Origin of the sequence: uncultured Pseudoflavonifractor sp. (assembly GCA_904419835.1) — a bacterium.
GTDB lineage: Bacteria > Bacillota > Clostridia > Oscillospirales > Oscillospiraceae > Pseudoflavonifractor.
The window spans coordinates 1-25,627 of record CAJFTA010000020.1; the positions used below are offsets into that span (position 1 = coordinate 1).

Genomic DNA, 25,627 nt, shown 5'->3' on the forward strand with positions numbered 1-25,627 from the left:
TTGAAGTGCTTGCTCTTGGCGCCCCAGTAGCCCTTGGCCAGCTTGAGGACCTTATTTCTTCTCTTGCGCGTCATCATCGCGCCTTTAACTCTAGCCATTTGTCAAAAGCCTCCTATGTTATGAGTAAAAGGTAGTATTCTTATTTGTAGGGAATCATGCGCTTGATGGCGGACTCGTTGGTCTTGTCCGCGTAAGCGCCGGCGCGGAGGCCTCTCTTGCGCTTGGTGTCCTTGCCGTGGCCGTTGAGCAGGTGGGACTTAAAGGCGTGGGCGCGCTTGACCTTGCCGCTCTTGGTGAGGTTGAAGCGCTTCTTGGCGCCGCTGTGGGTTTTGAGCTTAGGCATTTTCGTGATCTCCTTTACTGTTAAATACCTGGGACAGCCGCCGGGACGGCGGTTTTACTTCTTGGCGTCCTTACCGACCTTGGAGGACAGGAAGATGGACATGTGCCGTCCGTCCAGCTTGGGGTCCTTGTCCAGCGTGGCCACCTCGGCGCACTGCTCGGCAAACTTGAGCAGCAGGTCCCTGCCAATCTCGGTATGGGCCATCTCACGGCCGCGGAAGCGGACCGTCACCTTGACCCGGTCGCCGTCGGAGAGGAACTTCTGCGCATTGCGGACCTTCACATTGAAGTCGTTGACGTCAATGCCGGGGGACATGCGCACTTCCTTAATTTCCACCACGCGCTGGTTCTTCCGCGCCTCCTTCTCCCGCTTCTGCTGCTCGAACTTGAACTTGCCGTAGTCCATGAGCTTGCAGACCGGGGGGACCGCGGTGGGAGAGATCTTGACCAGGTCCAGGCCCTGCTCCATGGCCTTCTCCAGAGCCTCTCTGGCGGACATAATGCCCAGCTGCGCGCCGTCGGCGCCGACCAGACGGACTTCTCTGTCCCGAATCTCCTCGTTGAGCTGATGACCCTGTTTGCTGATGGGAAAGCACCTCCAATTCGTTAAGTGAGCCAAGCCTGCACCTGGCTGAAACCGCAAAAAAGCGGCTACCAACCGGTACCCGCGTCCAACATAACAACACCCGCCGCATCAAAGGCGGCGCGCGATGAACCATGTTGACCTCTTTGCCTGTGGCTGGAGGTGAGGACGGCGGTACCGCTCCTGCTTTATTGTGCGTTAGCAGTATATCAGCAATGAGCAGACTTGTCAAGCAAAAAATTGAGAAGAAATTACGCCGTTATTCTGGATGAACAGGAAAAATGTGGCCAAAAGACGGAAAGAGCTGTATCATTTGTTCAAAACGCTCGACCCAATGAAAAATCATCCCGTGTAACTTGTAAAAAATTCGGGCTAAAGAGTCAAATGACGATTGCTCTTTGGTAAAGTCTGCGTTATAATAGGCTTGCAAGCCCAGGGAGGGACGGAGAAGTGTCTGTTGCCGAACTGGGCCATCTGTTTCTTGATTGAAAGGAAGGTAGATCACATTGAAGAAGTCTCGTAAGATCCTGGCTCTTGTTCTGTCTCTGGCGATGGTCTTTGCGCTGGCCGCCTGCGGCAACCAGCAGACCGGCGGAGACACCAACACCCCCGCTCCCTCCGGCAGCCAGCCCGTGGAGAACAGCCAGACCCCCGCTACCGAACCCGGCGGCGATGAAACCGTCGCCACCGATGTTAAGGTGGCCATGATCACCGACTACGGCGACATCACCGACCAGTCCTTCAACCAGACCACCTACGAGGCCTGCAAGGCCTACTGCGACCCCGCGGGCATCCCCTTTGAGTACTACAAGCCCGCCGGCGACTCCACCCCCGAGCGTGTGGCCATGATCGACGCCGCTGTGGCCGACGGCTACAACGTCATCGTGATGCCCGGCTACGCCTTCGCCGAGGCCATCAAGGAGACCGCTGAGATGTACCCCGAGACCACCTTCATCGCCCTGGACGTTGGCGAGGCCGACCTGGGCGCTGACTACGTGGTTCCCTCCAATGTGTACTGCGCCGTATACCAGGAAGAGCTGTGCGGCTACATGGCCGGCTACGCCGCTGTGAAGCTGGGCTACACCCACCTGGGCTTCCTGGGCGGCATGGCTGTGCCCGCTGTCCAGCGCTACGGCTACGGCTACATCCAGGGCGCTGACGCCGCCGCCGCTGAGACCGGCGCCGACGTGACCCTGGAGTATGTCTACGGCAACCAGTTCTTCGGCGACGCCGACATCACCGCCTACATGGACAACTGGTATCAGTCCCTGGGCGTTGAGGTCGTGTTCGCCTGCGGCGGCGGCATCTACACCTCCGCTGCCGAGGCCGCTGCCAAGGCCGGCGGCAAGGTCATCGGCGTGGACGTGGACCAGGCCGGCATCATCTCCGCCTACGGCGATGATATGACCGTCACCTCCGCCATGAAGGGCCTGGCCAACACCACCCAGCACCTGCTGGATGAGGTTGTCAACGGCAACTTCGCCAACTACGGCGGCAAGATCGAGACCCTGGGCCTGGTGTCCGGCGACGATCCCACTGCCAACTACGTCCAGCTGCCCATGGAGTCCACCCAGTGGGGCGACGGCTTCACCCAGGACGACTACAAGGCCCTGGTGAAGGCCATGTTCGACGGCGAGATCACCGTCTCCAACGACGTGTCCGTGGAGCCCGCTGCCAACGCTACCACCATCACTGTCAACAGCTACAGCAACATCAAGTAAGAAACAGATGCCGAAGAGAGGGCGGGCCCGGTCCCGCCCTCTTTTTTTGGGCAGACCACTATGCACAAAAGAACTGTGAATTTTTCCGGAAAAATCCGTCAAATTTCCTTGGAAGAAACCGATAGATATTGTATAATAGTATTGCCAATGCAGCGCAAGGCGGCTTTGCCCTCCGGCAGAGGGCCGGCGCGGAATTATACATGAGGGGGAGGTCGTCGGCTTGGAACAAGCATATGCTATCGAAATGCTGAACATCACCAAGAAGTTTCCCGGCATCATCGCAAACGACAACATTACGCTCCAGTTAAAAAAGGGAGAAATCCACGCCCTTCTGGGCGAGAACGGCGCGGGCAAGTCCACCCTGATGAGCGTGCTCTTCGGGCTCTATCAGCCTGAGGAGGGCACCATCAAGAAGGACGGCCAGGTGGTCTCCATCAAGAACCCCAACGATGCCAACGACCTGGGAATCGGCATGGTGCATCAGCACTTCAAGCTGGTGGAGGTGTTCTCCGTCCTGGACAACATCATCCTGGGCGTGGAGCCCACCAAGGGCCCCTTCCTGAAGAAGGACGAGGCCCGGAAAAAAGTGGTGGCCCTCAGCGAGAAGTACGGGCTGAAGGTGGATCCGGACGCCATGGTGGAGGACATCACCGTGGGTATGCAGCAGCGCACCGAGATTCTGAAGATGCTCTACCGGGACAACGAGATCCTCATCTTTGACGAGCCCACCGCCGTGCTCACCCCTCAGGAGATCGACGAGCTGATGGAGATCATGCGGGGTCTGCGGGCGGAGGGGAAGAGCATTCTGTTCATCACCCACAAGCTCAACGAGATCATGGCCGTGGCCGACCGCTGCACCGTCCTGCGCAAGGGCAGGTATATCGGCACCGTGGACGTGGCACACACCACCAAGGAGGAGCTGTCCAAGATGATGGTGGGCCGGGACGTGGACTTTGTGGTCCACAAGGAGCCCGCCAAGCCCGGCCAGGTGGTGCTGGACGTGAAGGGGCTGACCGTGGCCTCCAAGGTCCACAAGAACAACGCCGTAAAGAACGTGTCCTTCCAGGCCCGGGCCGGGGAGATTGTCTGCATCGCCGGCATCGACGGCAACGGCCAGAGCGAGCTGGTGTACGGCCTGACCGGCATCGAGCCCATCGTCTCGGGCACGATTACCCTCAAGGGCCAGGACATTACCAACGCGCCCATCCGCAAGCGCTCCACCTCCGGCATGAGCCATATCCCCGAGGACCGGCACAAGTACGGCCTGGTGCTGGACTACACCCTGGAGGACAATATGGTGCTCCAGCGGTACTTTGAGCCCGAGTTTGTCCACGCCGGCTTTATGAAGCGGAAGGCCATCCGGGCCTATGCCGAGCGGCTCATTGAGCAGTACGACGTCCGCTCCGGCCAGGGGCCCATCACCATCGCCCGCAGCATGTCCGGCGGCAACCAGCAGAAGGCCATCGTGGCCCGGGAAATCGACAGGAACCCCGACCTGCTCATCGCCGTCCAGCCCACCCGCGGCCTGGACGTGGGCGCCATCGAGCACATCCACAGCCAGATCGTGGCCCAGCGGGACGCCGGCAAGGCCGTCCTCCTGGTCAGCCTGGAGCTGGACGAGGTCATGGCCCTCAGCGACCGGATTCTGGTCATGTACGAGGGCGAGATTGTGGGCGAGCTGGACCCCAAGACCACCACGGTGGAAGAGATGGGCCTGTATATGTCGGGCGCCAAGAGGGAGGGGAAATAAAGGATGAAGCAAGGAAACAAGTCCGGTTCCATCTGGAAGAACAAAGGCTTTCAATCTCTGGCGGCCTCGCTGCTGTGCATCCTGATTGGACTGCTGGTGGGCTACATCGTCCTGCTCATCATCAATCCCGCCGGCGCGACGGAAGCCATCAAGACCATTGTAGAGAACTTCCTCTACTATCCCACCCCCGCGGCGCAGCTGAAGTACCTGGGCAACACCCTGGTCAAGACCGTGCCCCTCATTATGTGCTCCCTGTCCATCCTGTTCGCCTATAAGGTGGGCCTGTTCAACATCGGCGCCGCCGGACAGTACGTGGTGGGCGCGGGCGCCAGCCTCTACTGCGCCCTGGCCCTGGGCATGCCCTGGTATGTGTGCCTCATCGCCGCCGTCATCGCCGGCTGCATCCTGGGCGGCATCTCCGGCGCCCTGAAGGCCTACTGCAACGTCAACGAGGTTATCTCCTGCATCATGCTCAACTGGATCAGCCTCTATGCGGTCAACATGCTGCTCTCCAACGTGAAGGAGACTGCCAGCCCCTATACCCTGACCCTCTCCAGCACCAACGAGAGCGCCCTTCTGCCCGGCCTGGGCCTGGGCAGCTTCTTCAGCAACAACCAGTACGTGACCATCGCCATCCCCCTGGCCGTCATCATCTCCATCGTGGTGTGGGTGGTGCTGGAAAAGACCAAGTTCGGCTATGAGCTCAAGGCCACCGGCTTCAACAAGTTCGCCGCCAAGTACTGCGGCATGAAGGAGAAGCGCAACATCATCCTCACCATGGTCATCGCCGGCGGCCTGGCCGCCATGGGCGCGGGCCTGTTCTACCTGACCGGCTTCGAGCAGTGGCAGACCACCGCCTCCGCCGTGCCCGCCATGGGCTTCAACGGCATCGCCGCCGCCTTCCTGGGCGGCCTGAATCCCATCGGATCCATCTTCTCCTCCTATTTCATCCAGCACATCACCAACGGCGGCGCCTACGTGGACAAGACCATGTACTCCGCCCAGATTGCCGACTTTATCTCCGCCCTGATTATCTACCTGTGCGGCTTCGTGCTGTTCTTCAAGAGCTTTATGGACAAGCGGGCTGACCGCAGGGCGGAGGCCAAAGCCCTGGCGGCCAAGCAGGCCGCTGAAAATGGGGAAGGAGGGGACAAGTAATGGTACTGCTCATTCAGTATACGCTGATTTTTGCCTCCGTCCTGATCCTGGTGGCGCTGGGAGGCTGCTTCTCGGAGCATTCCGGCGTCATCAACATCGGCCTGGAGGGCATCATGGTCATGGGCGCCCTGGGCGGCGCGCTGATGATGAAATTCCTGCCCGCCGGCACCTCCGCGCCGGTGATGATCCTGCTGGTGGTCCTGGCCGCCATGGGCCTGGGCCTGGTGTACTCCCTGCTGCTGGCCGTGGCCGCCATCAACTTCAAGGCGGACCAGACCCTGGTGGGCACCGCCATGAACCTGCTGGGCACCGCTGCCGCCACCGTGTTCGTCAAGGCCATGAACACCGCGGAGAACGTGAACAACGTCTCCTCCACCATCCAGTATATTGAGCCCAAGAAGGCCTTTATCGTCAACATCGCCGGCTTTGAGTTCAACTGGTTCATGCTCCTGGCCCTCATCGCCCTGGTGCTGGCCTATGTGACGCTGTACAAGACCCGCTTCGGCCTGCGGCTGTGCGCCTGCGGCGAGCACCCCCAGGCGGCCGACTCCGTGGGCATCAACGTGTACAAGATGCGCTATGCCGGCGTGCTTATCTCCGGCGTGCTGGGCGGTCTGGGCGGCATCGTCTATATCACCGCCGGCGTCAGCGAGTGGAAGTTTGAAAATGGCGTGGCCGGCTTCGGCTTCCTGGCTCTGGCCGTCATGATCTTCGGCCAGTGGAAGCCCACCCGCATCGCCCTGGCCGCCCTGGTGTTCGGCCTGTTCCGGGCCCTGGGCAACGTGTACACCGGCTTCGACTTCCTGGCTGCCCTCAACCTGCCCAGCAGCGTGTACAACATGCTGCCCTATATCATCTCCCTGGTCATTCTGGCCTTTACCTCCAGCAAGTCCCGCGCACCCAAGGCCGAGGGCGTTCCCTACGACAAGGGACAGCGCTGACCGCGCGCAATTCCGCTTCGCACGAGAGGCCGCCGCCCATTCGGGCGGCGGCCTCTGTGTGTCGAAAAACCTTCCCGAAAGGAAAGCCTCGCAGAGTTTCGTCATCCGCAGATGACGGAATCAAATGAAAATCTGTCATTTTCGGGGACATGCGCCTCGAAAATGACACTTCTCATGAAATTTTTGCCGACAATTTCATTAGAAATCGAGGCGAAAATTTCATGAAGCTCCCTCGAAAAAGTGGCTTCCGCCACTTTTTCGACAGTCTCAGGCCGCCGCCCATCCGGGCGGCGGTCTTTTGCCGTTCCAATGACAGGTGTCAGAGACCTGCCGCGTCAAAAAACAGGGGGGAGAAATTTGTCTACGAAAGGTTGACATCCACATGTGATGCGGATACAATAATTGCGTATGCAATAATAAGAACTGCAATTGAGGAGGGACGGCCTGTGCTTCTGCGGATCTTTTCCTACCTGAAGCCCTACCGGAAACAGACCATACTGGCGGTGCTCTGCATCGCCATTGAGGCGGTTTTTGAGCTCATCATCCCCTTCCTGATGGCGGACATCGTGGATGTGGGCGTCAAAAACGGGGACATGGCGTACATCTTCACCCGGGGGGCCATGATGGGCGTGTGCGCTCTGCTGGCCCTGCTCTTCGGCGCGGGCAGCGCCCGGTTCGCGGCCGTCTGCGGACAGGGGCTGGGGGCTGAGCTGCGGAAGGAGGAGTACCGCAAGATCCAGGCCTTCTCCTTTGCCAACACCGACCGGTTCCAGACCTCATCCCTGGTCACCCGGCTCACCAGCGACGTGACCGCCGTGCAGAACGCGGTGGCCACCGGCCTGCGGCCCGCTGTCCGGTCCCCCATTATGATGGTCATGGCCCTGGGCCTGTCCTTCCGCATGAGCCCCAGGCTGGCGGTGGTATTCCTGGTGGCGGCCCCGCTGCTGGGCGTCCTGCTGTGGCAGATCGTCAGCCGGGTGCGGCCCATGTACGGCAGGATGCAGGGGGCCATGGACCAGGTCAACCGGATCATCCAGGAGAACCTGACCGCCATCCGGGTGGTGAAGGCCTGCGTCCGGGGCAGCTACGAGGTGGAGAAGTTCGAGGAGGTCAACCGGAACCTGCGGGACACCACTGAGCGGGCCTTCCGGCTGGCGGCGCTGAACATGCCCGCCATGCAGCTGGTCATGTACGGCACCATATTGTCCATCCTCTGGTTCGGCGGGCGGCTGACCATGGTGGGGGGCATGGAGGTGGGGGACCTGACCGGCTTCCTCAGCTATGTGCTCCAGGTGCTCAACTCCCTGATGATGCTCTCCTCTGTCTTTCTCATGCTCACCCGGTCCCTGGCCTCCTGCCGCCGGATTCTGGAGGTCATGGACGAGAAAATCGACATCACCGAGACCCCCGGCGTCACCGACCCGGACGCCAGGGTGGAGCGGGGCGAGATTGTGTTTGACGACGTATCCTTCCGCTACCGGGAAGGGGAGGGGGAGAACGTGCTGGACCACGTGTCCTTCCGCATTGAGGCGGGGCAGACGGTGGGCATCCTGGGCCAGACCGGCTCGGCCAAGTCCACCCTGGTCCAGCTCATCCCCCGGCTCTACGACGTCACCGGCGGCGCGGTGTACGTGGACGGCCGGAATGTGAAGGAGTACCCCCTGGAGCACCTGCGGGACGCCATCGCCATGGTGCTCCAGAAGAACACCCTCTTCTCCGGCACGGTGAGGGACAACCTCCGCTGGGGCAACGACCACGCCACCGACGAGGAGATTGACGCGGCCTGCCGCATCGCCTGCGTGGACGAGTTCCTCGACCGGCTCCAGAACGGGTACGACACCGAGCTGGGCCAGGGGGGCGTCAACGTGTCCGGCGGCCAGAAGCAGCGGCTGTGCATCGCCCGGGCCGTCCTGAAAAATCCCAAGGTGCTCATCCTGGATGACTCCACTTCCGCCGTGGACACGGCCACTGAGGCAAAAATCCGCCGGGGCCTGGCGGGCGGCCTGCCCGGCGCCACCAAAATTATCATCGCCCAGCGGGTGACCTCCGTCCAGGATGCAGACCAGATCCTTATTTTGGAGGACGGGAAGATCAGCGCCGTGGGCACCCATGAGAGCCTGATGGCCTCCAACCCCTTCTACCAGGGGCTCTATCACTCTCAGCAGAAAGGAGCGCTGGAATAATGGCTGCGATGGTAAGAGGCCGTGGGCCCAAGGACACCAAAAAGACCGTGGGCCGGCTTATGCGCTACCTGGGCCGGCACAAGCTGGCCCTCATCGCCGTGGCGGTGATGGTGTTCATCGGCAGCGGCGCCAACATCTTCGGCACCTATCTGCTCAAGCCGGTTATCAACCGGTTTGTGCTGACCGGAGATGTGGGCGGACTGGCGGTCATGCTGCTGATGATGGGGCTGATGTACCTGGCGGGGGCTGCCGCCACCTGGGGGTATAACCAGCTTATGGCCCACACCGGCCAGCAGGTGGTGGCGGAGATCCGCTCCGACCTGTTTGCCCACGTCCAGACCCTGCCCCTGCGGTACTTTGACGGGCATACCCACGGCGAGCTGATGAGCCGCTTTACCAACGACGTGGACACCCTCACCAACATGCTCAACAACTCCTTCACCATGATCATCCAGAGCGCCATCATGGTAGTGGGCACCATTACCATGCTGCTGGTGCTAAATTTCCAGCTGTCCCTGATTGTGGTGGCCTTCCTGGCGGCCATGGCCCTGTTCATCCGCTGGAACGGCAGACGCAGCCGCCGGTACTACAACGAGCAGCAGGCCCGGCTGGGCGAGCTGAACGGCTTCATTGAGGAGATGGTCTCCGGCCAGAAGGTGGAGAAGGTGTTCAACCATGAGCCCCAGGACTTTGAGGCCTTCTGCCGCAAAAACGAGGACCTGCGGAAGGCGGCCACCAAGGCAGCCACCTACTCGGGCATGACGGTGCCCACCATCGTCAGCCTGTCCTATTTCAACTACGCCGTATCCGCCTGCGTGGGCGGCATGTTCGTCCTCTCCGGGCTGATGGACCTGGGCAGCCTGTCGGCCTACCTGGTGTACGTCCGGCAGAGCGCCATGCCCATGAACCAGTTCACCATGCAGGTCAACCTGCTCATGGCGGCCCTGGCGGGCGCGGAGCGGATCTTTGAGATGATGGAGGAGGAGCCCGAACCGGACGAGGGCAGCGTGACCCTGTGCCGGGCCCGGGAGAACAAGGACGGCGCCCTCACCGAAGCCTCCTCCGGCATCTACGCCTGGCGGGTGCCACAGGCCGACGGGACGGTCAGGCTGGTGCCTCTGCGGGGGGACGTGCGGTTCCACAACGTGGTGTTTGGGTACAACAGCAAAAAGACCATCCTCCACGGCATCGACCTCTTTGCAAAGCCGGGGCAGAAGATCGCCTTTGTGGGCTCCACCGGCGCGGGCAAGACCACCATCATCAACCTCATCAACCGGTTCTACGAGCTCAACGAGGGCTCCATCACCTACGACGGTATCGATGTGCGGGACATCCGCAAGGACGACCTGCGCCGGTCCATGGCCATGGTCATCCAGGACGCCCACCTCTTCACCGGCACCATTCTGGAGAACATCCGGTACGGCAGGCTGGACGCCACCGACGAGGAGGTGAAGGAGGCGGCCAGGCTGGCCAACGCCGACTCCTTTATCCGCCGCCTGCCCGACGGGTACAACACCATGCTCACCTCCGACGGCGCCAACCTGTCCCAGGGCCAGCGCCAGCTGCTCACCATTGCCCGGGCCGCTGTGGCGGCGCCGCCGGTGCTGGTGCTGGACGAGGCCACCAGCTCGGTGGACACCCACACTGAGCAGCTCATTGAGCAGGGCATGGATCGGCTCATGGAGGGGCGCACCGTGTTTGTCATCGCCCACCGGCTCTCCACCGTCCGCAATGCCCAGGCCATCCTGGTGCTGGAGCAGGGGCGGATTATCGAGCGGGGCAGTCACGAGGAGCTGCTGGCCCAGAAGGGCCGGTATTACCAGCTCTATACCGGCCAGTTCGAGCTGGAGTGAGGGGGGAGCGCCATGGAAAATCCCGCGCTGCGGACACTTTTGTTTCAGATGGAGCTCAGCCGCCGGAGGCTGATCCAGCCCTGGTTCTCCGCCCTGGGGCTTACGCTGGGACAGGGACAGCCCCGGATCCTCGCCCGGCTCCTCCAGGGGGACGGCCTGACCCAGCGAGAGCTGGCCGACGCCTGCGCCCTGGACGCCGCCACCCTCTCCCGAACCCTGGACCGGCTGGAGGAGATGGGGCTCATCCGCCGGGAGGAGAACCCGGACAGCCGGCGGTCCTACCTGGTCCGCCTCACCGCCGCCGGGCGGGAGAAGGCCGCCCAGGTGCAGGAGGGCTTTGACCGGCTGGAGGAGCTGCTCTGTCAGGGCTTTTCCCAGGCGGAGCTGGAGCGGCTCCGGCGGGATTTGGAGCGCGTCCGGGCCAATATGGACCGGTGCGAGGCCCTGTTTGAGGGAAAATCCACCTGACAAGTGGGAAAACATTTTACAAAATGGCCAATCAGCGGTATAATAATGCCTGCCGGACCTGCGGGAAAGCGCGGTCCGGCAGGTATTTTATTGGCGAGGTATTTCCATGAAGAAACTCATTCCCCTGTTCCTGAGCCTGGCGCTGCTGCTGTCCGGCTGCGGCCCTGCCTCCGCCCCGGCGGAGGAGGACGGCACGCTGACCGTGGCGGCCATGACCTACCCCCTCTATCTCTTCACCAGCCGGGTCATCGAGGGCGCCCAGGGGGTGGAGGCGGCGGCGGTCATCAACCAGCCCATGAGCTGCCTCCACGACTACACCCTGACCGTCAACGACATGAAGGCCATCCAGGGCGCCGACCTGCTCCTGCTCAACGGCGTGGGCCTGGAGGACGCCATGTCCGCCGCCATCGAGTCCAGCGGCGTGCCCACGGTGGACTGCTCCGCGGGCGTGTCCCTGCTCCACTACGGGGAGAGCGCCGAGGAGCACGCCGAGCACGGCGACGGGGAGGACCACGGCGGCCACGACCACGGCGAGTACGACCCCCACATCTGGATGGACCCGGCCCGGGCCGCCGTGATGGTGGAGAACATCGCCGCCGCCCTCTCCCAGGCCGACCCGGACAACGCCGGCCTGTATGCGGACAACGCCGCAGCCTACGCCGACGAGCTGACCGCCCTGAAGGACGAGCTGCGGGACAGGCTCTCCGGCCTGGAGCCCAGGGAGCTCATCACCTTTCACGAGGGCTTCGGCTACTTTGCCGACGCCATGGGCCTGACGGTGGTCAAGGCCATTGAGGAGGAGGCGGGCAGCGAGGCCAGCGCCAGGGAGCTGGTGGAAATTCTGGACTTGATTGAGCAGTACCATCTGCCCGCCATCTTCACCGAGGCCAACGGCTCGGATGCCACCGCCAACGCGGTGTCCCGGGAGACGGGGGTCAGGGTGGCCCAGCTGACCATGCTGATGAGCGCCGAGGCGGTGCCGGCGGACAGCGCCGACCCCTACCGGGCCGGGCTGGAACAGAATGTCAACGCAATCCTGGAGGCCTATGAATGAGAAAACCAAAGCATGAAATCCAGGGCGCCGGCTGCGCCGGCGCCTGCTGCCTCCGGGTGGAGCGCCTGGGGGTGGACATGGGGGGAACGGACATCCTCCGGGATGTGAGCTTCCACCTCCACTGCGGCCAGATTGTGGCCCTCATCGGCCCCAACGGCGCGGGAAAGAGCTCCCTGTTCAAGGCCATACTGGGCCAGATTCCCCACAGCGGCGCCATTGAGTTCCAGCAGGCGGGAGGAAAGCACACACGTCCCCTGATCGGCTATGTGCCCCAGTCTCCCGCCTTTGACCGGGGGGACCCGGTGAGCGTGTTCGACTTCTTCTCCGCCGCCATCTCCTCCTATCCGGTGTTCCTGCCCACGCCCAAGAGCCTGCGCAGGCGGGTGCTCTCCTGCCTGGAGCGGGTCCACGGGGCCGACCTCATCGACAAGCGCATGGGCGCCCTGTCCGGCGGCGAGCTCCAGCGGGTGCTCATGGCCATGGCCCTGGAGCCCCTGCCCCACATCCTGATTCTGGATGAGCCCCTCTCCGGCGTGGACATTGACGGCGAGCGGCAGCTGCTGGATATGCTGGACGAGATCTGCACTCAGTACGACCTGTCCATCCTCCTGTCCACCCACGACTTTGCCACCCTGGAAGAGTACGCCGACCAGGTGATCCTCCTCAAGTCCACGGTGCTGAAGGTGGGCACCCCTGCGGAGGTCCTCTCCTCGAAGGAGTTCAAATCCGTGTTCCACCTGGACCTGGGAAAGGGGGCGGGCGCGTAATGGAGCTGTGGTATCAGATTGTATCCATCCTGCCCTTTGAGTGGGCCGGGCCTGACGGGCTGGTGTTCATGAAGAACGCTCTGCTGGCGGTGCTGGTCATCTCGCCCCTGTTCGGATTGCTGTCCACCATGGTGGTCACCAACCGGATGTCCTTCTTCTCCGACGCCCTGGGCCACTCCGCCTTTACCGGCATGGCCATCGGCGCCATCTTCGGCTTTGTGGACCCCATGTGGTGCGCGGTGGTCTTTGCCATCGCCTTCTCCCTGCTCTTCACCCTGGTGCGCCACCGGACCCACATGGCCAGCGACACGGTCATCGGCGTCTTTTCCTCCACGGCGGTGGCCCTGGGCATTTTCCTGGCCACCCTGGGGGGCAGGAGCTTCACTAGGTTCAACAACCTGCTCATCGGCGACATCCTCAGCGTGGAGCCGGGCAAGATCGGCCTGCTGGCCCTCATCCTGCTGCTGGTAATCGCGCTGTGGCTGGCGTCCTTCAACCAGCTGATGCTCTCCTCCATCCACCCCGCCCTGGCGGACAGCCGGGGCATCAAGGTGTTCTGGCAGGAGGCGGTGTTCTCCGCGGCCATCGCCGTGGTGGTCACCGTGTCCATGACCTGGGTGGGCCTGCTGGTCATCAACTCCCTGCTGGTGCTCCCCGCCGCCGCGGCCCGGAACCTGGCCCGCAACATGCGGCAGTACCACCTGTTTTCCGTCCTGGGGGCCATTGTGGCCGGTATTGCCGGACTGATGACCTCCTACTACGCGGGCACCTCTGCCGGCGCATCCATCACGCTGTATCTGGCGGCCTTCTTTGCCGTCACCTTCCTGCTGCGGGGCCGCCGGGCCTGACATCACCGCCGGAGACGAGAGGAGGCGGCGTCCTTGAACCGAAAAAAGGAAAAGCATCCCGGGCGCGCCGCGCCCCGGAAGGTGCACCTCTGGAGCTCCCTCCAGACCAAGTTCGCCCTGACCTACATCGCGGTCATTGCGGCGGTGCTGGTGCTGCTCAACACCTACCCCCTCCTGGCCTCCCGGGAGCTGGTGGAGACCTCCAAGCAGACCGCCCTCCAGAGCCAGGCGTCCCTCATCTCGTCCGCCCTGTCCAGTCTGCGCACCATGACCTATGACGGCGCCGACGGCGTCTTTCAGGAGCTGCGGCTTCAGGACAACGTGGACCTGGCCCGCATCCGCATCCTGGTGACAGACGCCTCGGGCATGATCATCTACGACACCGGGGAAACCGGCGCCACCATCGGCCGGTACGCCCTGGTGGGCGAGGTGGTCACCGCCCTCAAGGGCCAGGGCTACGACGTGTTCACCTGCCAGTACCAGGACGGCGTGTTCCGCAACCGGGCGGCCGCGCCGGTGGTCTACCGGGGGTCCATCATCGGCGCGGTGTGCCTCTACGAGTACGACGCCGACCAGGGGGCCCTGCTCTCCGGCGTCCAGCGGAACCTGGGCAGAATCTCGGTGGTCATCTGCCTGGTGGCCCTGCTGCTGAGCGTGGTGTTCTCCCGGGCCCTCACCCGGCGGATGGGCACCCTGCTCAAGGCCATCCGCATTGTGCGGGAGGGCGAGTACAGCCACCGGGTCCAGCTGGGGGGGCATGACGAGCTGGCCCTGCTGGCCGACGAGTTCGACCAGCTCACCGGCCGCCTCCAGACCACCGAGGAGGTCCGCCGCCGCTTCGTGTCCGACGCCTCCCATGAACTGAAGACCCCGCTGGCCTCCATCCGCCTGCTCACCGACTCCATCCTCCAGTCCGACCACATGGACCTGGAGACGGGAAAGGAGTTTGTCAGCGACATCGGGGAGGAGGCTGAGCGGCTTACCCGCATCACGGAAAAGCTCCTCACCCTCACCCGCATGGACAACGCCGCCCCGGTCCACACCGAGCCGGTGGACGTGAAGTATGTGGTGGAGAAGGTGGAGCACATGCTCTCCCCCCTGGCCCGGGCGGTGGATGTAACGCTGCTCTGCCGGCTGGACGAGGGGTGCTTTGTCCGGGCCACTCAGGACGATATCTACCAGATTGCCTTCAACCTGATGGAAAACGCCATCAAGTACAACCTGCCCCGGGGTACCGTGACGGTCACCCTGTTTGTCCGGGGAAAGAGCGTCATGCTCCGGGTGGAGGACACCGGCGTGGGCATCCCGGAGGAGGACCTGCCCAAGGTGTTCGACCGGTTCTACCGGGTGGACAAGGCCCGCTCCCGGGAGGCGGGCGGCACCGGCCTGGGGCTGTCCATCGTGCGGGACACCGCACGGCAGCACGGCGGCAGCGTCACCGTCCGCCGCCGGGACCCGGAGCCGGGCACCTGCTTTGAGGTCGTATTTCCGCTCTGCGGGCCGGAAGGGGGGAGCGAGCCGTGAGACGGCATGATTTGTATCGGGGCAGCGCGCTGCTGCTGGCTGTGTGGGCCGCGCTGCTGCTGTCGGCCTGTACTCTGGCCGACAGCGGGGAGGAGACCCAGCCCCAGGGCGCCTACCGGGTCTACTACGCTGTGACCGGGGAGCAGTCCACGGTACAGGCAGTGGACTGGGAGTACCGCGTCCCCTCCGGCGAGGACACGGCCGCCGAGCTGGCGGAGCTGGTGCTCTCCCAGCCCGAGACCACGGGGCTGGCCTCGCCCGCCCCGTCAGGCACCCGGCTGCTCTCCTGCCAGCAGGAGGAGGGACAGCTGCGTCTGGACCTGTCCGAGCAGTACGGCGGCCTCTCCGGTGTGGAGCTGACGGTGGCCAACGCCTGCCTCACCCTCACCCTGTGCCAGCTGGAGGGGGTGGAGGAGGTGTATGTCACCGTGGAGGGGGAGCCCCTGCCGTACCAGACCCTGCGCACCATGGGCGCGGACGACGTGCTCCTGCCCGGCACGGGGGAGGCGGAGCTCACCGCAGCGGTGGGCCTGTGCTTCCCCAGGGCCGACGGCAGCGGCCTGGGGGTGGAGTATCGGGACGTGGTGCAGAACGAGGGGGACACCATGGTCAGAACGGTGTTCACCGCCCTGCTGGAGGGACCCCGGTACCAGGAGCTGTCCAGCCTGATGCCCGAGGGTACAAAGCTGCGGAGCATCGCGGTGGAGGGCGGCGTCTGCACGGTAAACCTGTCGCCCGAGTTCCTGGCCGGACTGCCGGAGGACGAGCAGTCAGCCCGGCTGCTGCTGTACTCCATGGTCAACACCCTCTGCATGCAGGAGGATCTGTCCATCAGCGCCGTGCAGATTCTCGCCGATGGACACGCCATAGAGTCCATCGGCGGCGTGCCCGCCTCCGCGCCCCTGGAGCCGGACTGGACCCTGCTGGAGTCTTGACAGAGTTCCACCGGGCGTGTAGGATATTCCTGTTATAAAGCGCCATCTCAGGGCCGGGATACCGGCCCGCCGCCAGACAAGACGGCTTATCCAAGAAAAAGGAGAGCATGACCATGAGCGACTACCGTATGAGCACCAACTGCATCCACGCCGGCTACCGACCCGGAAACGGGGAGCCCCGGAATATTCCCATTGTCCAGTCCACCACCTTCCGGTACGCCACCGGCGAGCAGATGGGCGCGCTCTTTGACCTGGAGGCAAGCGGCTACTTCTATACCCGCCTCCAGAACCCCACCAATGACCACGTGGCGGCCAAGATCTGCGCCCTGGAGGGCGGCACGGCGGCCATGCTCACCTCCTCCGGCCAGGCGGCCAACTTCTACGCCGTGTTCAACATCGCCTCCTGCGGCGACCATGTGGTGGCCTCCTCCGCCATCTACGGCGGCACCTTCAACCTCTTCGCCGTCACCATGAAGCGGATGGGCATCGAGTTCACCTTTGTGGACCCGGACTGCTCGGAGGCCGAGCTGGAGGCCGCCTTCCGGCCCAACACCAAGGCCGTGTTCGGCGAGACCATCGCCAACCCGGCTCTCACCGTGCTGGACATCGAGAAGTTCGCCAGGGCGGCCCACGCCCACGGCGTGCCCCTCATCGTGGACAACACCTTCCCCACGCCCGTGAACTGCCGTCCCTTCGAGTGGGGCGCCGACATTGTCACCCACTCCACCACCAAGTATATGGACGGCCACGCCAACGCGGTGGGCGGCGCCATTGTGGACTCCGGCAAGTTCGACTGGATGGCCCACGCCGACAAATTCCCCGGCCTGACCACCCCCGACGAGAGCTACCACGGCATCACCTACGCCGAGAAGTTCGGCATGGAGGGGGCCTACATCACCAAGGCCACCGCCCAGCTCATGCGGGACTTCGGCTCCATTCCCTCCCCTCAGAACTGCTACTACCTGAACATCGGCCTGGAGACCCTGCCCCTGCGGATGAAGCAGCACTGCTCCAATGCTTTGGCTGTGGCCCAGTATCTCCAGGGCCACGAGAAGGTGTCCTGGGTCAAGTACCCCGGCCTGGAGGGCGACCAGTACCACGCCATGGCCGCCAAGTATATGCCGGGCGGAACCTGCGGCGTGGTGTCCTTCGGCGTGAAGGGCGGCCGTGAGGCGGCCTCCAGGTTCATGGCCGGGCTGGAGCTGGCCTCCATCGCCACCCATGTGGCCGATGCCAAGACCTGCGTGCTCCACCCCGCCTCCACCACCCACCGCCAGATGAACGACGCCGAGTTGACCGCCGCCGGTGTCTCTCCCGACCTGGTACGTCTGTCCGTAGGCATTGAGGACCCCGCCGACCTCCTGGCCGACATCGAGAAGGCCTTGGCTGGCGTGTAAACCAAAACGAAGCAAATCCCCCTCCTGCAGGAGGGGGATTTACACAATAGAGAGAGCTGTAAGGGTGATAGCGATGGACTTGTTTTCAAAATACAGCGCGCTGAACATAGATGGCAGATTGATTTCTCTTGCATATGAGGAATGCGCAGAGCCTTATTTCTGCTACCCTGTGAATGCCAAAGTGATTGGTTTTGAAGGCTGCATATTATATTGTTTCCTGCCTGAATACAGAAATATGGTCTTTGCGTCAAATCCCGAGAGCTGTGCGGATAAAAATGTCTATCCCCTTGCAGCAGACTTTAAGGACTTTATGCGGTTGATTCTAGCATGCGGTTCCGCCAATCCGGTTGAACAGATTGTATGGATGAATAAACAGCAGTTTGAGCAGCACTTGCAGAGCGAAAGAGAAGCGCAGACATCGGAGCAGGCAGAACTGCTGTCCTTTCTGGCCCATGAGCTGAATCTCACACCGATGGAAAATCCGTTTGAATATGTGAAGGCCTTACAGGCAGAGTTTGATGACGGCAAAGTCCAATATAGTGATGAATACTATGATGTCCTGGGGATTGAGAGATAGTCCCCGGCTCCACGAATATTTTTTAACGCCTTTCCTGTCCGCCGAAAGCGCTGGGCAGGAGGTGTTCAAACAGAGATGCCCCGCCGGTAACGGCGGGGCATCTCTGTTTTGTTTTATTTACCTGGCATAGTAGTTAATGAGGCAGCCGGCCAGAACGATATCCCGCACACCCCGCAGGACGGGTCCTGCGGGGACCCCTGGGCGTGATGGAATCTGCGCGGGCGAAATGAATTCGCCCGGCATCAAGGTTTTGCCGGAGGCAAAACGCTTGGGACGCCGCGAGGGCGGCGGGGAGGAGCGGGATATCTTATTTGGCGTAGTAATTAATGAGGCAGCCGGCCAGAACAATATCCCGCTCCTCGCGGGTCATGCCGGGCAGGCGGAGGGTGACGGCGCGCGCCTGGCCGTTCTGAATGAGGGTGGCCTCCACGGTCTCCTCCATGGACTCCAGCACCTTCCGGATGCCGGGCAGCCACAGCTTGTCCCCGGGCTGGATATTCCAGTCCTTCACGCCGTCGGCCACAAAGGGCAGCATACCCCAGTTGACCACGTTGGAGCGGTAGCGCTTGGTGGCGTACTCGGCCGCCAGGTTGGCGCAGCCGCCCAGCACCCGCTGGCAGGAGGCGGCCTGCTCCCGGGCGGAGCCGTCGCCGGGCTTGAGGGCCATGACAAAGGTGCCCAGGCCGGTGGTGTGGCCGTCCTTGCCGCCCAGGGCCTCCACAACGGCGGCGTCCTCGGGATTCTTCCGACGGAGCAGCTCCACCTCCTGGACCGCCTTGGCACGGGGCACGTACTGGGGGTCCTTGCGGCTCAGGGCGAACTGGGAGAGCTTGATGGGGTTGGAGCGGTAGGAGGAGGTCTCGCCGGAGGGGATGAGCTCGTCGGTGGTGGTTACCGGGTCGTAGATGGCGGCGGCGGCGGTGAGGAGCAGGTTCTCAGGCATGGGGATCTGCTCGGGCCAATCGGCGATGTTGGGGCCAAAGACCAGCTCGGTCTCGGGCTGGGGACGGCCAACGCCGAAGTACACACGGGCCTTGTAGGCGGAGTCATCGTAGTGGTAGGGCTCACTGGCGGTGTCGGCGGGCACATCGGGCAGCTCGGTGGCGGCAGTGAGTACGCCGCCGTTGAGGGCGGTGGCTGCGATGGAGCGGGCGTCCATCAGGGCCACATAGGCTACCTGGCCGTCGGCGGGCTTGGAGCCCTCCCGGTTGGGGAAGTTGCGGGTGGAGTGGCGGATGGAGAAGGCACCGTTGGCGGGCACGTCGCCCGCGCCGAAGCAGGGGCCGCAGAAGCAGGAGCGGATGGACGCGCCGGCGGCCATCAGGTCGGCGATATAGCCCTGCTTGGTCAGCTCCAGGTTGATGGGCATGGAGCCGGGGTAGCAGGAGAGCCAGAAGGCATCGGAGCCGATGGCGTGGCCCCTGAGGATCTGAGCGGCCCGGACCAGGTTCTGATAGGTGCCGCCGGAGCAGCCGGCGATGACGCCCTGGTCCACGTGGAACTGGCCGTCTCTAATCTTGCCGGTGAGGGAGGGAGCGCCGTTCTTCAGCTCCAGCTGGCGCACCGCGTCCTCCTCCACCTGGTGGAGCAGGTCGGCCATGTTGGCTTTGAACTCCTTGATGCTGAAGGCGTTGGAGGGGTGGAAGGGCAGGGCGATCATGGGCTCCACGGCAGACAGGTCCACCTCGATGACGCCGTCGTACCAGGCGCCGTCGGCGGGGGCCTGGGCCTGATAGGCGTCGCCGCGGCCCAGCACGGCCAGGTGCTCCTTTACAGTCTCGTCGGTGCTCCACACGGAGGACAGGCAGGCGGTCTCGGTGGTCATCACGTCGATGCCGGAGCGGTAGTCCATGGACAGATTCTTCACGCCGGGGCCGAAGAACTCCATGACCGCGTTCTTCACCGCGCCGATTTTAAAGGTGGCGCCGATGAGGGCCAGGGCCACGTCTTGGGGGCCCACGCCGGGGCGGGGCGCGCCGGTGAGGTGGATGGCGATGACCCTGGGGTAGGCGATGTCGTAGGTCTTGCACAGCAGCTGGCGGGCCAGCTCGGGGCCGCCCTCGCCGATGGCCATGCAGCCGTAAGCGCCGTAGCGGGTGTGGGAGTCGGAGCCCAAAATCATCCGGCCCGGGGCGGCGTACCGCTCCCGCATGTAGGAGTGGATGACGGCCTGGTGGGCGGGGACAAACTCGCCGCCGTACTTTTTGGCGGCGGACAGGCCGAACACATGGTCGTCCTCGTTGATGGTGCCGCCCACGGCGCACAGGGAGTTGTGGCAGTTGGTGAGCACGTAGGGCAGGGGGAACTCCTTCATGCCCGAGGCCCGGGCGGTCTGGATGATGCCCACGTAGGTGATATCATGGGAGGCCATGGCGTCGAATTTCAGCTTCAGGTCGGCCATGTTTCCGGCGGTATTGTGGGCCTTGAGAATGCGGTAGGCCATGGTGCCGGATTTGGCCAGCTGGGGCGCGGGCAGGCCGGCGGCCGTGCCCTCGGCCTCGGAGAGGAAGCCGCCGTCCCGATAGTAGACGCCGGAGAGAGTCAGTTTGATGCTCATGGACGTACCTCCAATATCTTGTGGATTTAGAATCTTTTCATGTGCGGAGAGCCGGGTCAGAGACTTTTATGCGGCATCAGCACGCTGATTCGATAAATATTATCATACCAAAGCAGAGAAAAAAGTGCAAGCGGCAGGGGTGGGAAAATGCGGATTTCCCAGGCAGCCTGCATGGCGCATAAAAAATTGTAAAAATTTATGTTAACCTTATTGATCCAAATGCATTGACGGAGAGAGAGGGATTCGGTAGAATAATAGGGAATGTTTGACGCGGACCAGGGCGGCGGGAGACGCCCAGGCCGGCCCAACTGGTTTACAAAGGATAAAAGGAGTTCCCCATGAGACAGACAAAGAGAGCGGCCGCGTTTCTGCTGATGCTGGCCCTGCTGGTGTCCTTCCTGCCGGTCCGGGCGGCGGGACCCAACGGGCTGCTGAATATTGAGGTACATAACGAGACCACGGGGCGTTACGAGCCCCAGCAGGCGGAGAAGGTAAACATCAGCCTGGACGGGACGGTCGTCGACCTGACGGGAGACGTGCCCGGTCTGGCGCTGGGGACCCGCACCATGGTGCCCATCCGCACGGTGGCCGAGGCTCTGGGGGCCACGGTGCTCTGGCCCCAGGGGAGCAATCAGGTCATCCTGCGCAAGGGCGCGGACACCATCGTCCTCACGCTGGGCTCGGCCGACGCGGTGGTCAACGGCCAGGCGGTCCCCTTGCCGGACGGCGTGCCCGCCTGCGTGGTGAAGCACCAGGGGGTGGAGCGCACCATGGTGCCCCTGCGGTTCGTGTCCGAGCAGCTGGGCGCCCAGGTGGGCTGGGACCAGGACACCTTCACCGCCGAAATCGTCAGCGGGGAGAGCGACACGGCCTATATCACCCGCATCCAGGCCGACTACGACATGCAGACCGTGTTTATCGGGATGGACCAGAAGCTGGAGTACCGCATCATTGACGGGGACGGTATGGTGACGCTTGACATCCTGGGCGCGGAGCTGTCGGCCGGCTTCCCCGGCGCCATCGCGGTGGACAACGACTTTATCGACACGGTGCGGTACGCCCAGCACGGCGCCGGCCTGTACGATGGATATGACCGCGTGGTCCGGGTGGAGCTGGCCCTGGCCGACGGCGTCACCCGGGAGAAGAACCTGACCGTGGAGCAGCAGGAGGACGGCATCCTCATCACGGCCTTCCGGGCCCCGGAGGACGAGCCGGAGCTGCCGGAGACGCCGGAGGAGCCCACCGACCCGGTGAACCCCTCCAATCCCATCGACCCCGCCCGCCGGACCGTGGTCATCGACCCGGGCCACGGCGGCACCAGCAGCGGCGCGGCGTACGAGGGCATTCTGGAGAAGGACCTGACCCTGCCCATCTCCCTGAAGCTGGAGGCCCTGCTCAAGGCGGCGGGGTACAACGTGGTCATGACCCGGTCCACCGACGTCTATCTGGGCCTCTACGAGCGGGCGGACATCGCCAACAGCGTGGACGCGGACATCTTTGTCTCCATCCACGCCAACGCCTTTGACGACCCCTCGGTCAACGGACTCATCACCTATTACCACCCCTCCAGCGGGCGGGGCAAGCGGCTGGCCCAGGCCATCCAGACCCCGGCCAGCCAGGCCACCGGCGCAAAGGACCGGGGCGTGGCCTCGGCGGACTTTGTGGTCCTGCGGGAGACCGACATGTGCGCCGTGCTGGTGGAGACCGGCTTCATGACCAATCACGACGAGCTGATGAAGCTCAACGACAGCACCTACCAGGACAAGCTGGCCCAGGGCATTGCCCAGGGGATCATCAACTACCTGAACACACTGGGCTGAGACGGTCGAAAAAGGTGCTTTGCACCTTTTTCGAGTGGGATGCAGGCCGCTGCGCGCAGCCTTTGTCCGCATTTTGCGGATAAAGGCAACACTTGCGGCCTGAGCGGTGTTTTCTCCGAGGCGCATGTCCCCGGAGAAAACGGATTTCACTTTCTTCGCGCCTGCGGGCGCGAATGCTGCGAGGCTTTTGCGGCAAGCTGAGGCGCCCCCGAACGGCCTTATGGCCGCCCGGGGGCGCCTTTTTACTGCTCCGGGCTGTCCAACTTCCGGCGGACAGCCTCGTTGACGGCCTTGGGGTCGGCCTTGCCCCTGAGGGCGCGCATGACCTGCCCCACCAGGAAGCCGAAGGCCTTCTCCTTGCCGGCGCGGTAGTCGGCCACTGACTTGGGGTTGCCGGCAAAGGCCTGCTCCACGGCGGCCTCCACCAGGCTGTCGTCCTGAATCTGCTCCAGGCCGTGCTCTGCCACATAGGCGTCCACGTCGCCGTCGGTGTCGAACACCGCGTCAAAGACGGTGACGGCGGTGTTGCGGTTGAGCCTGCCCTCGGCCACCAGGGTGATGAGCCGGGCCAGGGCAGCGGGGGAGAGGGGCATATCCGCCGCCTCCATGCCCCGGGCGGACAGAGCCCGCAGAACCTCGCCCATAATCCAGTTGGACGCCTGCTTGGCGGGGGCGCCCAGGGCCACCACCGCCTCGAAGAAGTCGGACAGGGCCTTCTGGGAGGTGATCATCTCGGTGTCGTAGACAGGCAGGCCGAATCGGCGCTGATACCGCGCCATTCTGGCCGGGGCCAGCTCGGGCTGGGCGGCCCGCAGCCGCGCCAGATAGTCCTCCGACAGCTCCACCGGGGGCAGGTCTGGGTCGGGGAAGTAGCGGTAGTCCTGGGCATTCTCCTTGGAGCGCATGGCAAAGGTGGCGTCCTTGTTCTCGTCCCACCGGCGGGTCTCCTGGACCACCCGTTTACCCTCCTCCAGCAGCTCAATCTGCCGCCTGCTCTCGTACCGGATGGCCCGGGAGATGGCCTTGAAGGAGTTGAGGTTTTTCATCTCGGTGCGGGTGCCCAGTTCCTCAGAGCCGGCGGGGCGCACCGACAGGTTCACGTCGCACCGGAGGGAGCCCTCCTGCATCTTGCAGTCGGACACGCCCAGGTACTGGAGGGTGGAGCGCAGCTGCTCCAGATAGGCGATGACCTCCTCGGCGGTGCGGAAGTCGGGCTCGGTGACAATCTCGATAAGGGGTACGCCGCAGCGGTTGTAGTCACAGCAGGTCTGGTCGGTCCATGGGTCGTGGACCAGCTTGCCCGCGTCCTCCTCCATGTGCAGCTCGTGGATGCCGATGGTCCTGCCGCCGCCGATGTCCACCGCGCCGTTCCGGGCGATGGGCAGGTAGAGCTGGGAGATCTGATAGGCCTTGGGCAGGTCGGGGTAGAAGTAATTCTTCCGGTCAAAGCGGCTTTTTTTGGTGATTTCACACCCCAGGGCCAGCCCGGCCTTGACGGCAAACTCCAGCACCTTCTCGTTGAGCACGGGCAGGGCGCCCGGCATGCCCGTGCAAACCGGGCAGCAGTGGGTGTTGGGCGCGCCGCCGAAGGCGGTGGTGCAGGAGCAGAAAATCTTGGTCGCGGTGGAGAGCTCCACGTGGGTCTCCAGACCGATGACGGTTTCCCAGGTCATATCAGACCGCCTCCTTCCCATAGGGGGAACGTCTGTGGTAATCCGTGTCCAGCTGGAAGGCGTGGGCGGCGTTGAGGACGGCCGCCTCCCCCAGGGCCGGGCCGATGAGTTGGGCGCCGATGGGCAGGCCGCCGTCAAACCCGCAGGGCATGGACAGCCCCGGCAGGCCAGCCAGGTTGGCGGGCACAGTGTAGATGTCGCTCAGGTACATCTTCAGCGGGTCGCTGAGGCTCTCCCCCAGCTTGGGGGCGGCGGTGGGGGAGACGGGGGTGAGCAGCAGGTCGTACTGCTCGAAGGCCCTGTCAAAGGCCTCCTTGATGAGGGCCTTGACCTGGAGAGCCTTTTTGTAGTAGGCGTCGTAGTACCCGGAGGAAAGGACAAAGGTGCCCAGCAGAATGCGCCGCTTCACCTCGGCGCCGAAGCCCTCGGTGCGGGTGCGGCAGTAGAGGTCGGTCAGGTCCTCGTATTCGGGAGCCCGCCAGCCGTACTTCACGCCGTCGTACCGGGACAGGTTGCTGCTGGCCTCGGCGCAGGCGATGATATAGTAGGTGGGCACCATATAGTTCATCAGGGGGAAGGAGAAGGTCTCCACCTTGGCGCCTCTGGCCTCCAGCACGGCGGCGGCATTCCGGACGGCGGCGGCCACCTGGGGCTCCAGACCATCGCCGAAGCAGTCGGCGGGCAGGCCGATTTTCATGCCCCGGATGTCCCCGGTCAGGCCGGAGAGCAGGCCGCCGGCGGGGATGTCCAGGGAGGTGGCGTCCCGCCTGTCCTTCCCCTGAATGGCGTCCAGCACAGCGGCGCAGTCGGCGGCGGTGCGGGCGATGGGGCCGATCTGGTCCAGGGAGGAGGCATAGGCGATGAGGCCGTACCGGCTGACCGTGCCGTAGGTGGGCTTGATGCCGGTGACGCCGCAGAAGGCGGCGGGCTGGCGGATGGAACCGCCGGTGTCCGAGCCCAGGGCGAACCAGCATTCCCGGGCGGCCACCGCCGCCGCCGCGCCTCCGGAGGAGCCGCCGGGGGCCCGGGAAGTGTCCCAGGGGTTGCGGGTGGGGCCGTAGAAGGAGGTCTCGGTGGTGGAGCCCATGGCGAACTCGTCCATGTTCAGCTTGCCCAGGGAGATAACCCCGGCGTCCGCCATCCGCTCTGCCGCTGCGGCGTCGTAGGGGGGCGTGAAGTCCCCCAGAATCCTGGAAGCGCAGCAGGTTTTGACCCCTCTGGTGCAGATGTTGTCCTTGAGGGCCATGGGTACGCCGTACAGGGGGCTTTCCGCCTCTTTCGCCCCGGCCTGGAGGGCCTGGGCCCGGGCCATGGCCCCCTCGCCGGCGGCGGTGATGAAGCAGTTGAGGGAGGGCTCCCGCTCCGCCATCGCGTCCAGGGCGGTTTGAGTGGCCTCGGCGATGGACACATCCCCCGCCCTGATGGCCGCGCCCAGCTCCAGGGCGCTCAGCTCCAGCAGTTCTTTCACGATAAACC

Annotated in this window: 20 protein-coding genes and 1 pseudogene; 15 read left to right on the top strand and 6 right to left on the bottom strand. The window is 63.8% G+C overall.

Features of this window, described 5'->3' with window-relative positions:
- The 3 genes and pseudogenes from QZY67_RS05430 to infC all read right to left on the bottom strand — a co-directional run.
- Positions 1-98, bottom strand: a pseudogene (locus tag QZY67_RS05430) (50S ribosomal protein L20); the annotation flags it as partial.
- 41 nt (positions 99-139) lie between these two features.
- On the bottom strand, positions 140-343 hold the full coding sequence (rpmI, locus tag QZY67_RS05435; protein ID WP_006574162.1) for a 50S ribosomal protein L35: 204 nt from the start codon (positions 341-343) through the stop codon (positions 140-142).
- A gap of 54 nt (positions 344-397) precedes the next feature.
- Positions 398-961: a translation initiation factor IF-3 gene (gene infC / locus QZY67_RS05440; protein ID WP_294532464.1), complete on the bottom strand. Its 564-nt coding sequence runs from the start codon at positions 959-961 to the stop codon at positions 398-400.
- 470 nt (positions 962-1,431) lie between these two features.
- Between infC and QZY67_RS05445 the strand changes: the two genes are divergently transcribed.
- The 14 genes from QZY67_RS05445 to QZY67_RS05510 all read left to right on the top strand — a co-directional run bounded on the left by QZY67_RS05445 (position 1,432) and on the right by QZY67_RS05510 (position 18,101).
- Entirely contained in the window at positions 1,432-2,646 is a 1,215-nt protein-coding gene (locus QZY67_RS05445) for a BMP family ABC transporter substrate-binding protein (protein WP_295368914.1), read from the top strand.
- 244 nt (positions 2,647-2,890) lie between these two features.
- Entirely contained in the window at positions 2,891-4,396 is a 1,506-nt protein-coding gene (locus QZY67_RS05450; RefSeq protein WP_294532466.1) for an ABC transporter ATP-binding protein, read from the top strand.
- A gap of 3 nt (positions 4,397-4,399) precedes the next feature.
- On the top strand, positions 4,400-5,554 hold the full coding sequence (locus QZY67_RS05455) for an ABC transporter permease (protein WP_295368915.1): 1,155 nt from the start codon (positions 4,400-4,402) through the stop codon (positions 5,552-5,554).
- Positions 5,554-6,495, top strand: coding sequence for an ABC transporter permease (locus tag QZY67_RS05460; RefSeq protein ID WP_294532458.1), 942 nt, complete (start codon positions 5,554-5,556; stop codon positions 6,493-6,495). Before QZY67_RS05455 ends, QZY67_RS05460 begins: the two co-directional genes overlap by 1 nt.
- A 446-nt stretch (positions 6,496-6,941) precedes the next feature.
- Complete coding sequence (locus tag QZY67_RS05465; RefSeq protein WP_295368918.1) at positions 6,942-8,678, top strand: ABC transporter ATP-binding protein; 1,737 nt, start codon at positions 6,942-6,944, stop codon at positions 8,676-8,678.
- On the top strand, positions 8,678-10,531 hold the full coding sequence (locus QZY67_RS05470) for an ABC transporter ATP-binding protein (protein ID WP_295368920.1): 1,854 nt from the start codon (positions 8,678-8,680) through the stop codon (positions 10,529-10,531). Before QZY67_RS05465 ends, QZY67_RS05470 begins: the two co-directional genes overlap by 1 nt.
- Before the next feature lie 12 nt (positions 10,532-10,543).
- Positions 10,544-10,999 (top strand): MarR family transcriptional regulator, encoded by a 456-nt coding sequence (locus tag QZY67_RS05475; RefSeq protein WP_295368922.1) that lies wholly within the window; start codon positions 10,544-10,546, stop codon positions 10,997-10,999.
- Positions 11,000-11,105: 106 nt separating this feature from the next.
- Positions 11,106-12,053 (top strand): metal ABC transporter substrate-binding protein, encoded by a 948-nt coding sequence (locus QZY67_RS05480; RefSeq protein ID WP_295368923.1) that lies wholly within the window; start codon positions 11,106-11,108, stop codon positions 12,051-12,053.
- A complete protein-coding gene (locus tag QZY67_RS05485; protein ID WP_295368924.1) occupies positions 12,050-12,820 on the top strand; it encodes a metal ABC transporter ATP-binding protein in 771 nt (256 codons plus the stop codon). Before QZY67_RS05480 ends, QZY67_RS05485 begins: the two co-directional genes overlap by 4 nt.
- Positions 12,820-13,668, top strand: a complete 849-nt coding sequence (locus QZY67_RS05490) for a metal ABC transporter permease (RefSeq protein WP_295368925.1) — start codon at positions 12,820-12,822, stop codon at positions 13,666-13,668. Before QZY67_RS05485 ends, QZY67_RS05490 begins: the two co-directional genes overlap by 1 nt.
- Before the next feature lie 33 nt (positions 13,669-13,701).
- Positions 13,702-15,192 carry a HAMP domain-containing sensor histidine kinase gene (locus tag QZY67_RS05495; RefSeq protein WP_295368927.1) on the top strand — a complete coding sequence of 497 codons (1,491 nt, stop codon included), beginning with the start codon at positions 13,702-13,704 and terminating at the stop codon, positions 15,190-15,192.
- Complete coding sequence (locus QZY67_RS05500; protein WP_295368929.1) at positions 15,189-16,127, top strand: GerMN domain-containing protein; 939 nt, start codon at positions 15,189-15,191, stop codon at positions 16,125-16,127. The genes QZY67_RS05495 and QZY67_RS05500 overlap by 4 nt, the downstream gene beginning before the upstream one ends.
- Positions 16,128-16,240: 113 nt before the next feature.
- Positions 16,241-17,524, top strand: a complete 1,284-nt coding sequence (locus QZY67_RS05505; protein ID WP_295368931.1) for an O-acetylhomoserine aminocarboxypropyltransferase/cysteine synthase family protein — start codon at positions 16,241-16,243, stop codon at positions 17,522-17,524.
- A 73-nt stretch (positions 17,525-17,597) separates the two neighbouring features.
- Positions 17,598-18,101, top strand: a complete 504-nt coding sequence (locus QZY67_RS05510) for a hypothetical protein (protein ID WP_295368952.1) — start codon at positions 17,598-17,600, stop codon at positions 18,099-18,101.
- A gap of 307 nt (positions 18,102-18,408) precedes the next feature.
- Here QZY67_RS05510 and QZY67_RS05515 read toward each other — a convergent pair whose 3' ends face one another.
- The gene (locus QZY67_RS05515) at positions 18,409-20,658 is read right to left on the bottom strand and encodes a hydratase (protein ID WP_295368933.1); all 2,250 of its coding nucleotides are present in this window, start codon (positions 20,656-20,658) and stop codon (positions 18,409-18,411) included.
- A gap of 338 nt (positions 20,659-20,996) precedes the next feature.
- Here QZY67_RS05515 and QZY67_RS05520 point away from each other — a divergent pair, with 338 nt between their 5' ends.
- Positions 20,997-22,478 (top strand): N-acetylmuramoyl-L-alanine amidase, encoded by a 1,482-nt coding sequence (locus QZY67_RS05520; RefSeq protein ID WP_295368935.1) that lies wholly within the window; start codon positions 20,997-20,999, stop codon positions 22,476-22,478.
- A 242-nt stretch (positions 22,479-22,720) separates the two neighbouring features.
- Here the strand turns inward: QZY67_RS05520 and gatB are convergent, their stop codons facing one another.
- Both gatB and gatA read right to left on the bottom strand, forming a co-directional pair.
- Positions 22,721-24,151: an Asp-tRNA(Asn)/Glu-tRNA(Gln) amidotransferase subunit GatB gene (gatB, locus tag QZY67_RS05525; RefSeq protein ID WP_295368937.1), complete on the bottom strand. Its 1,431-nt coding sequence runs from the start codon at positions 24,149-24,151 to the stop codon at positions 22,721-22,723.
- A 1-nt stretch (position 24,152) separates the two neighbouring features.
- Complete coding sequence (gene gatA, locus QZY67_RS05530; RefSeq protein ID WP_295368938.1) at positions 24,153-25,619, bottom strand: Asp-tRNA(Asn)/Glu-tRNA(Gln) amidotransferase subunit GatA; 1,467 nt, start codon at positions 25,617-25,619, stop codon at positions 24,153-24,155.
- Positions 25,620-25,627: the final 8 nt, after the last annotated feature.

Bases quoted from the DNA above. Each gene is read 5' to 3' on its own strand.
- rpmI (WP_006574162.1), bottom strand. From the start codon at position 343: ATGCCTAAGCTCAAAACCCACAGCGGCGCCAAGAAGCGCTTCAACCTC.
- QZY67_RS05450 (WP_294532466.1), top strand. From the start codon at position 2,891: ATGCTGAACATCACCAAGAAGTTTCCCGGCATCATCGCAAACGACAAC.
- QZY67_RS05455 (WP_295368915.1), top strand. From the start codon at position 4,400: ATGAAGCAAGGAAACAAGTCCGGTTCCATCTGGAAGAACAAAGGCTTT.
- QZY67_RS05460 (WP_294532458.1), top strand. From the start codon at position 5,554: ATGGTACTGCTCATTCAGTATACGCTGATTTTTGCCTCCGTCCTGATC.
- QZY67_RS05470 (WP_295368920.1), top strand. From the start codon at position 8,678: ATGGCTGCGATGGTAAGAGGCCGTGGGCCCAAGGACACCAAAAAGACC.
- QZY67_RS05475 (WP_295368922.1), top strand. From the start codon at position 10,544: ATGGAAAATCCCGCGCTGCGGACACTTTTGTTTCAGATGGAGCTCAGC.
- QZY67_RS05480 (WP_295368923.1), top strand. From the start codon at position 11,106: ATGAAGAAACTCATTCCCCTGTTCCTGAGCCTGGCGCTGCTGCTGTCC.
- QZY67_RS05485 (WP_295368924.1), top strand. From the start codon at position 12,050: ATGAGAAAACCAAAGCATGAAATCCAGGGCGCCGGCTGCGCCGGCGCC.
- QZY67_RS05490 (WP_295368925.1), top strand. From the start codon at position 12,820: ATGGAGCTGTGGTATCAGATTGTATCCATCCTGCCCTTTGAGTGGGCC.
- QZY67_RS05505 (WP_295368931.1), top strand. From the start codon at position 16,241: ATGAGCGACTACCGTATGAGCACCAACTGCATCCACGCCGGCTACCGA.
- QZY67_RS05510 (WP_295368952.1), top strand. From the start codon at position 17,598: ATGGACTTGTTTTCAAAATACAGCGCGCTGAACATAGATGGCAGATTG.
- QZY67_RS05515 (WP_295368933.1), bottom strand. From the start codon at position 20,658: ATGAGCATCAAACTGACTCTCTCCGGCGTCTACTATCGGGACGGCGGC.
- QZY67_RS05520 (WP_295368935.1), top strand. From the start codon at position 20,997: ATGAGACAGACAAAGAGAGCGGCCGCGTTTCTGCTGATGCTGGCCCTG.
- gatB (WP_295368937.1), bottom strand. From the start codon at position 24,151: ATGACCTGGGAAACCGTCATCGGTCTGGAGACCCACGTGGAGCTCTCC.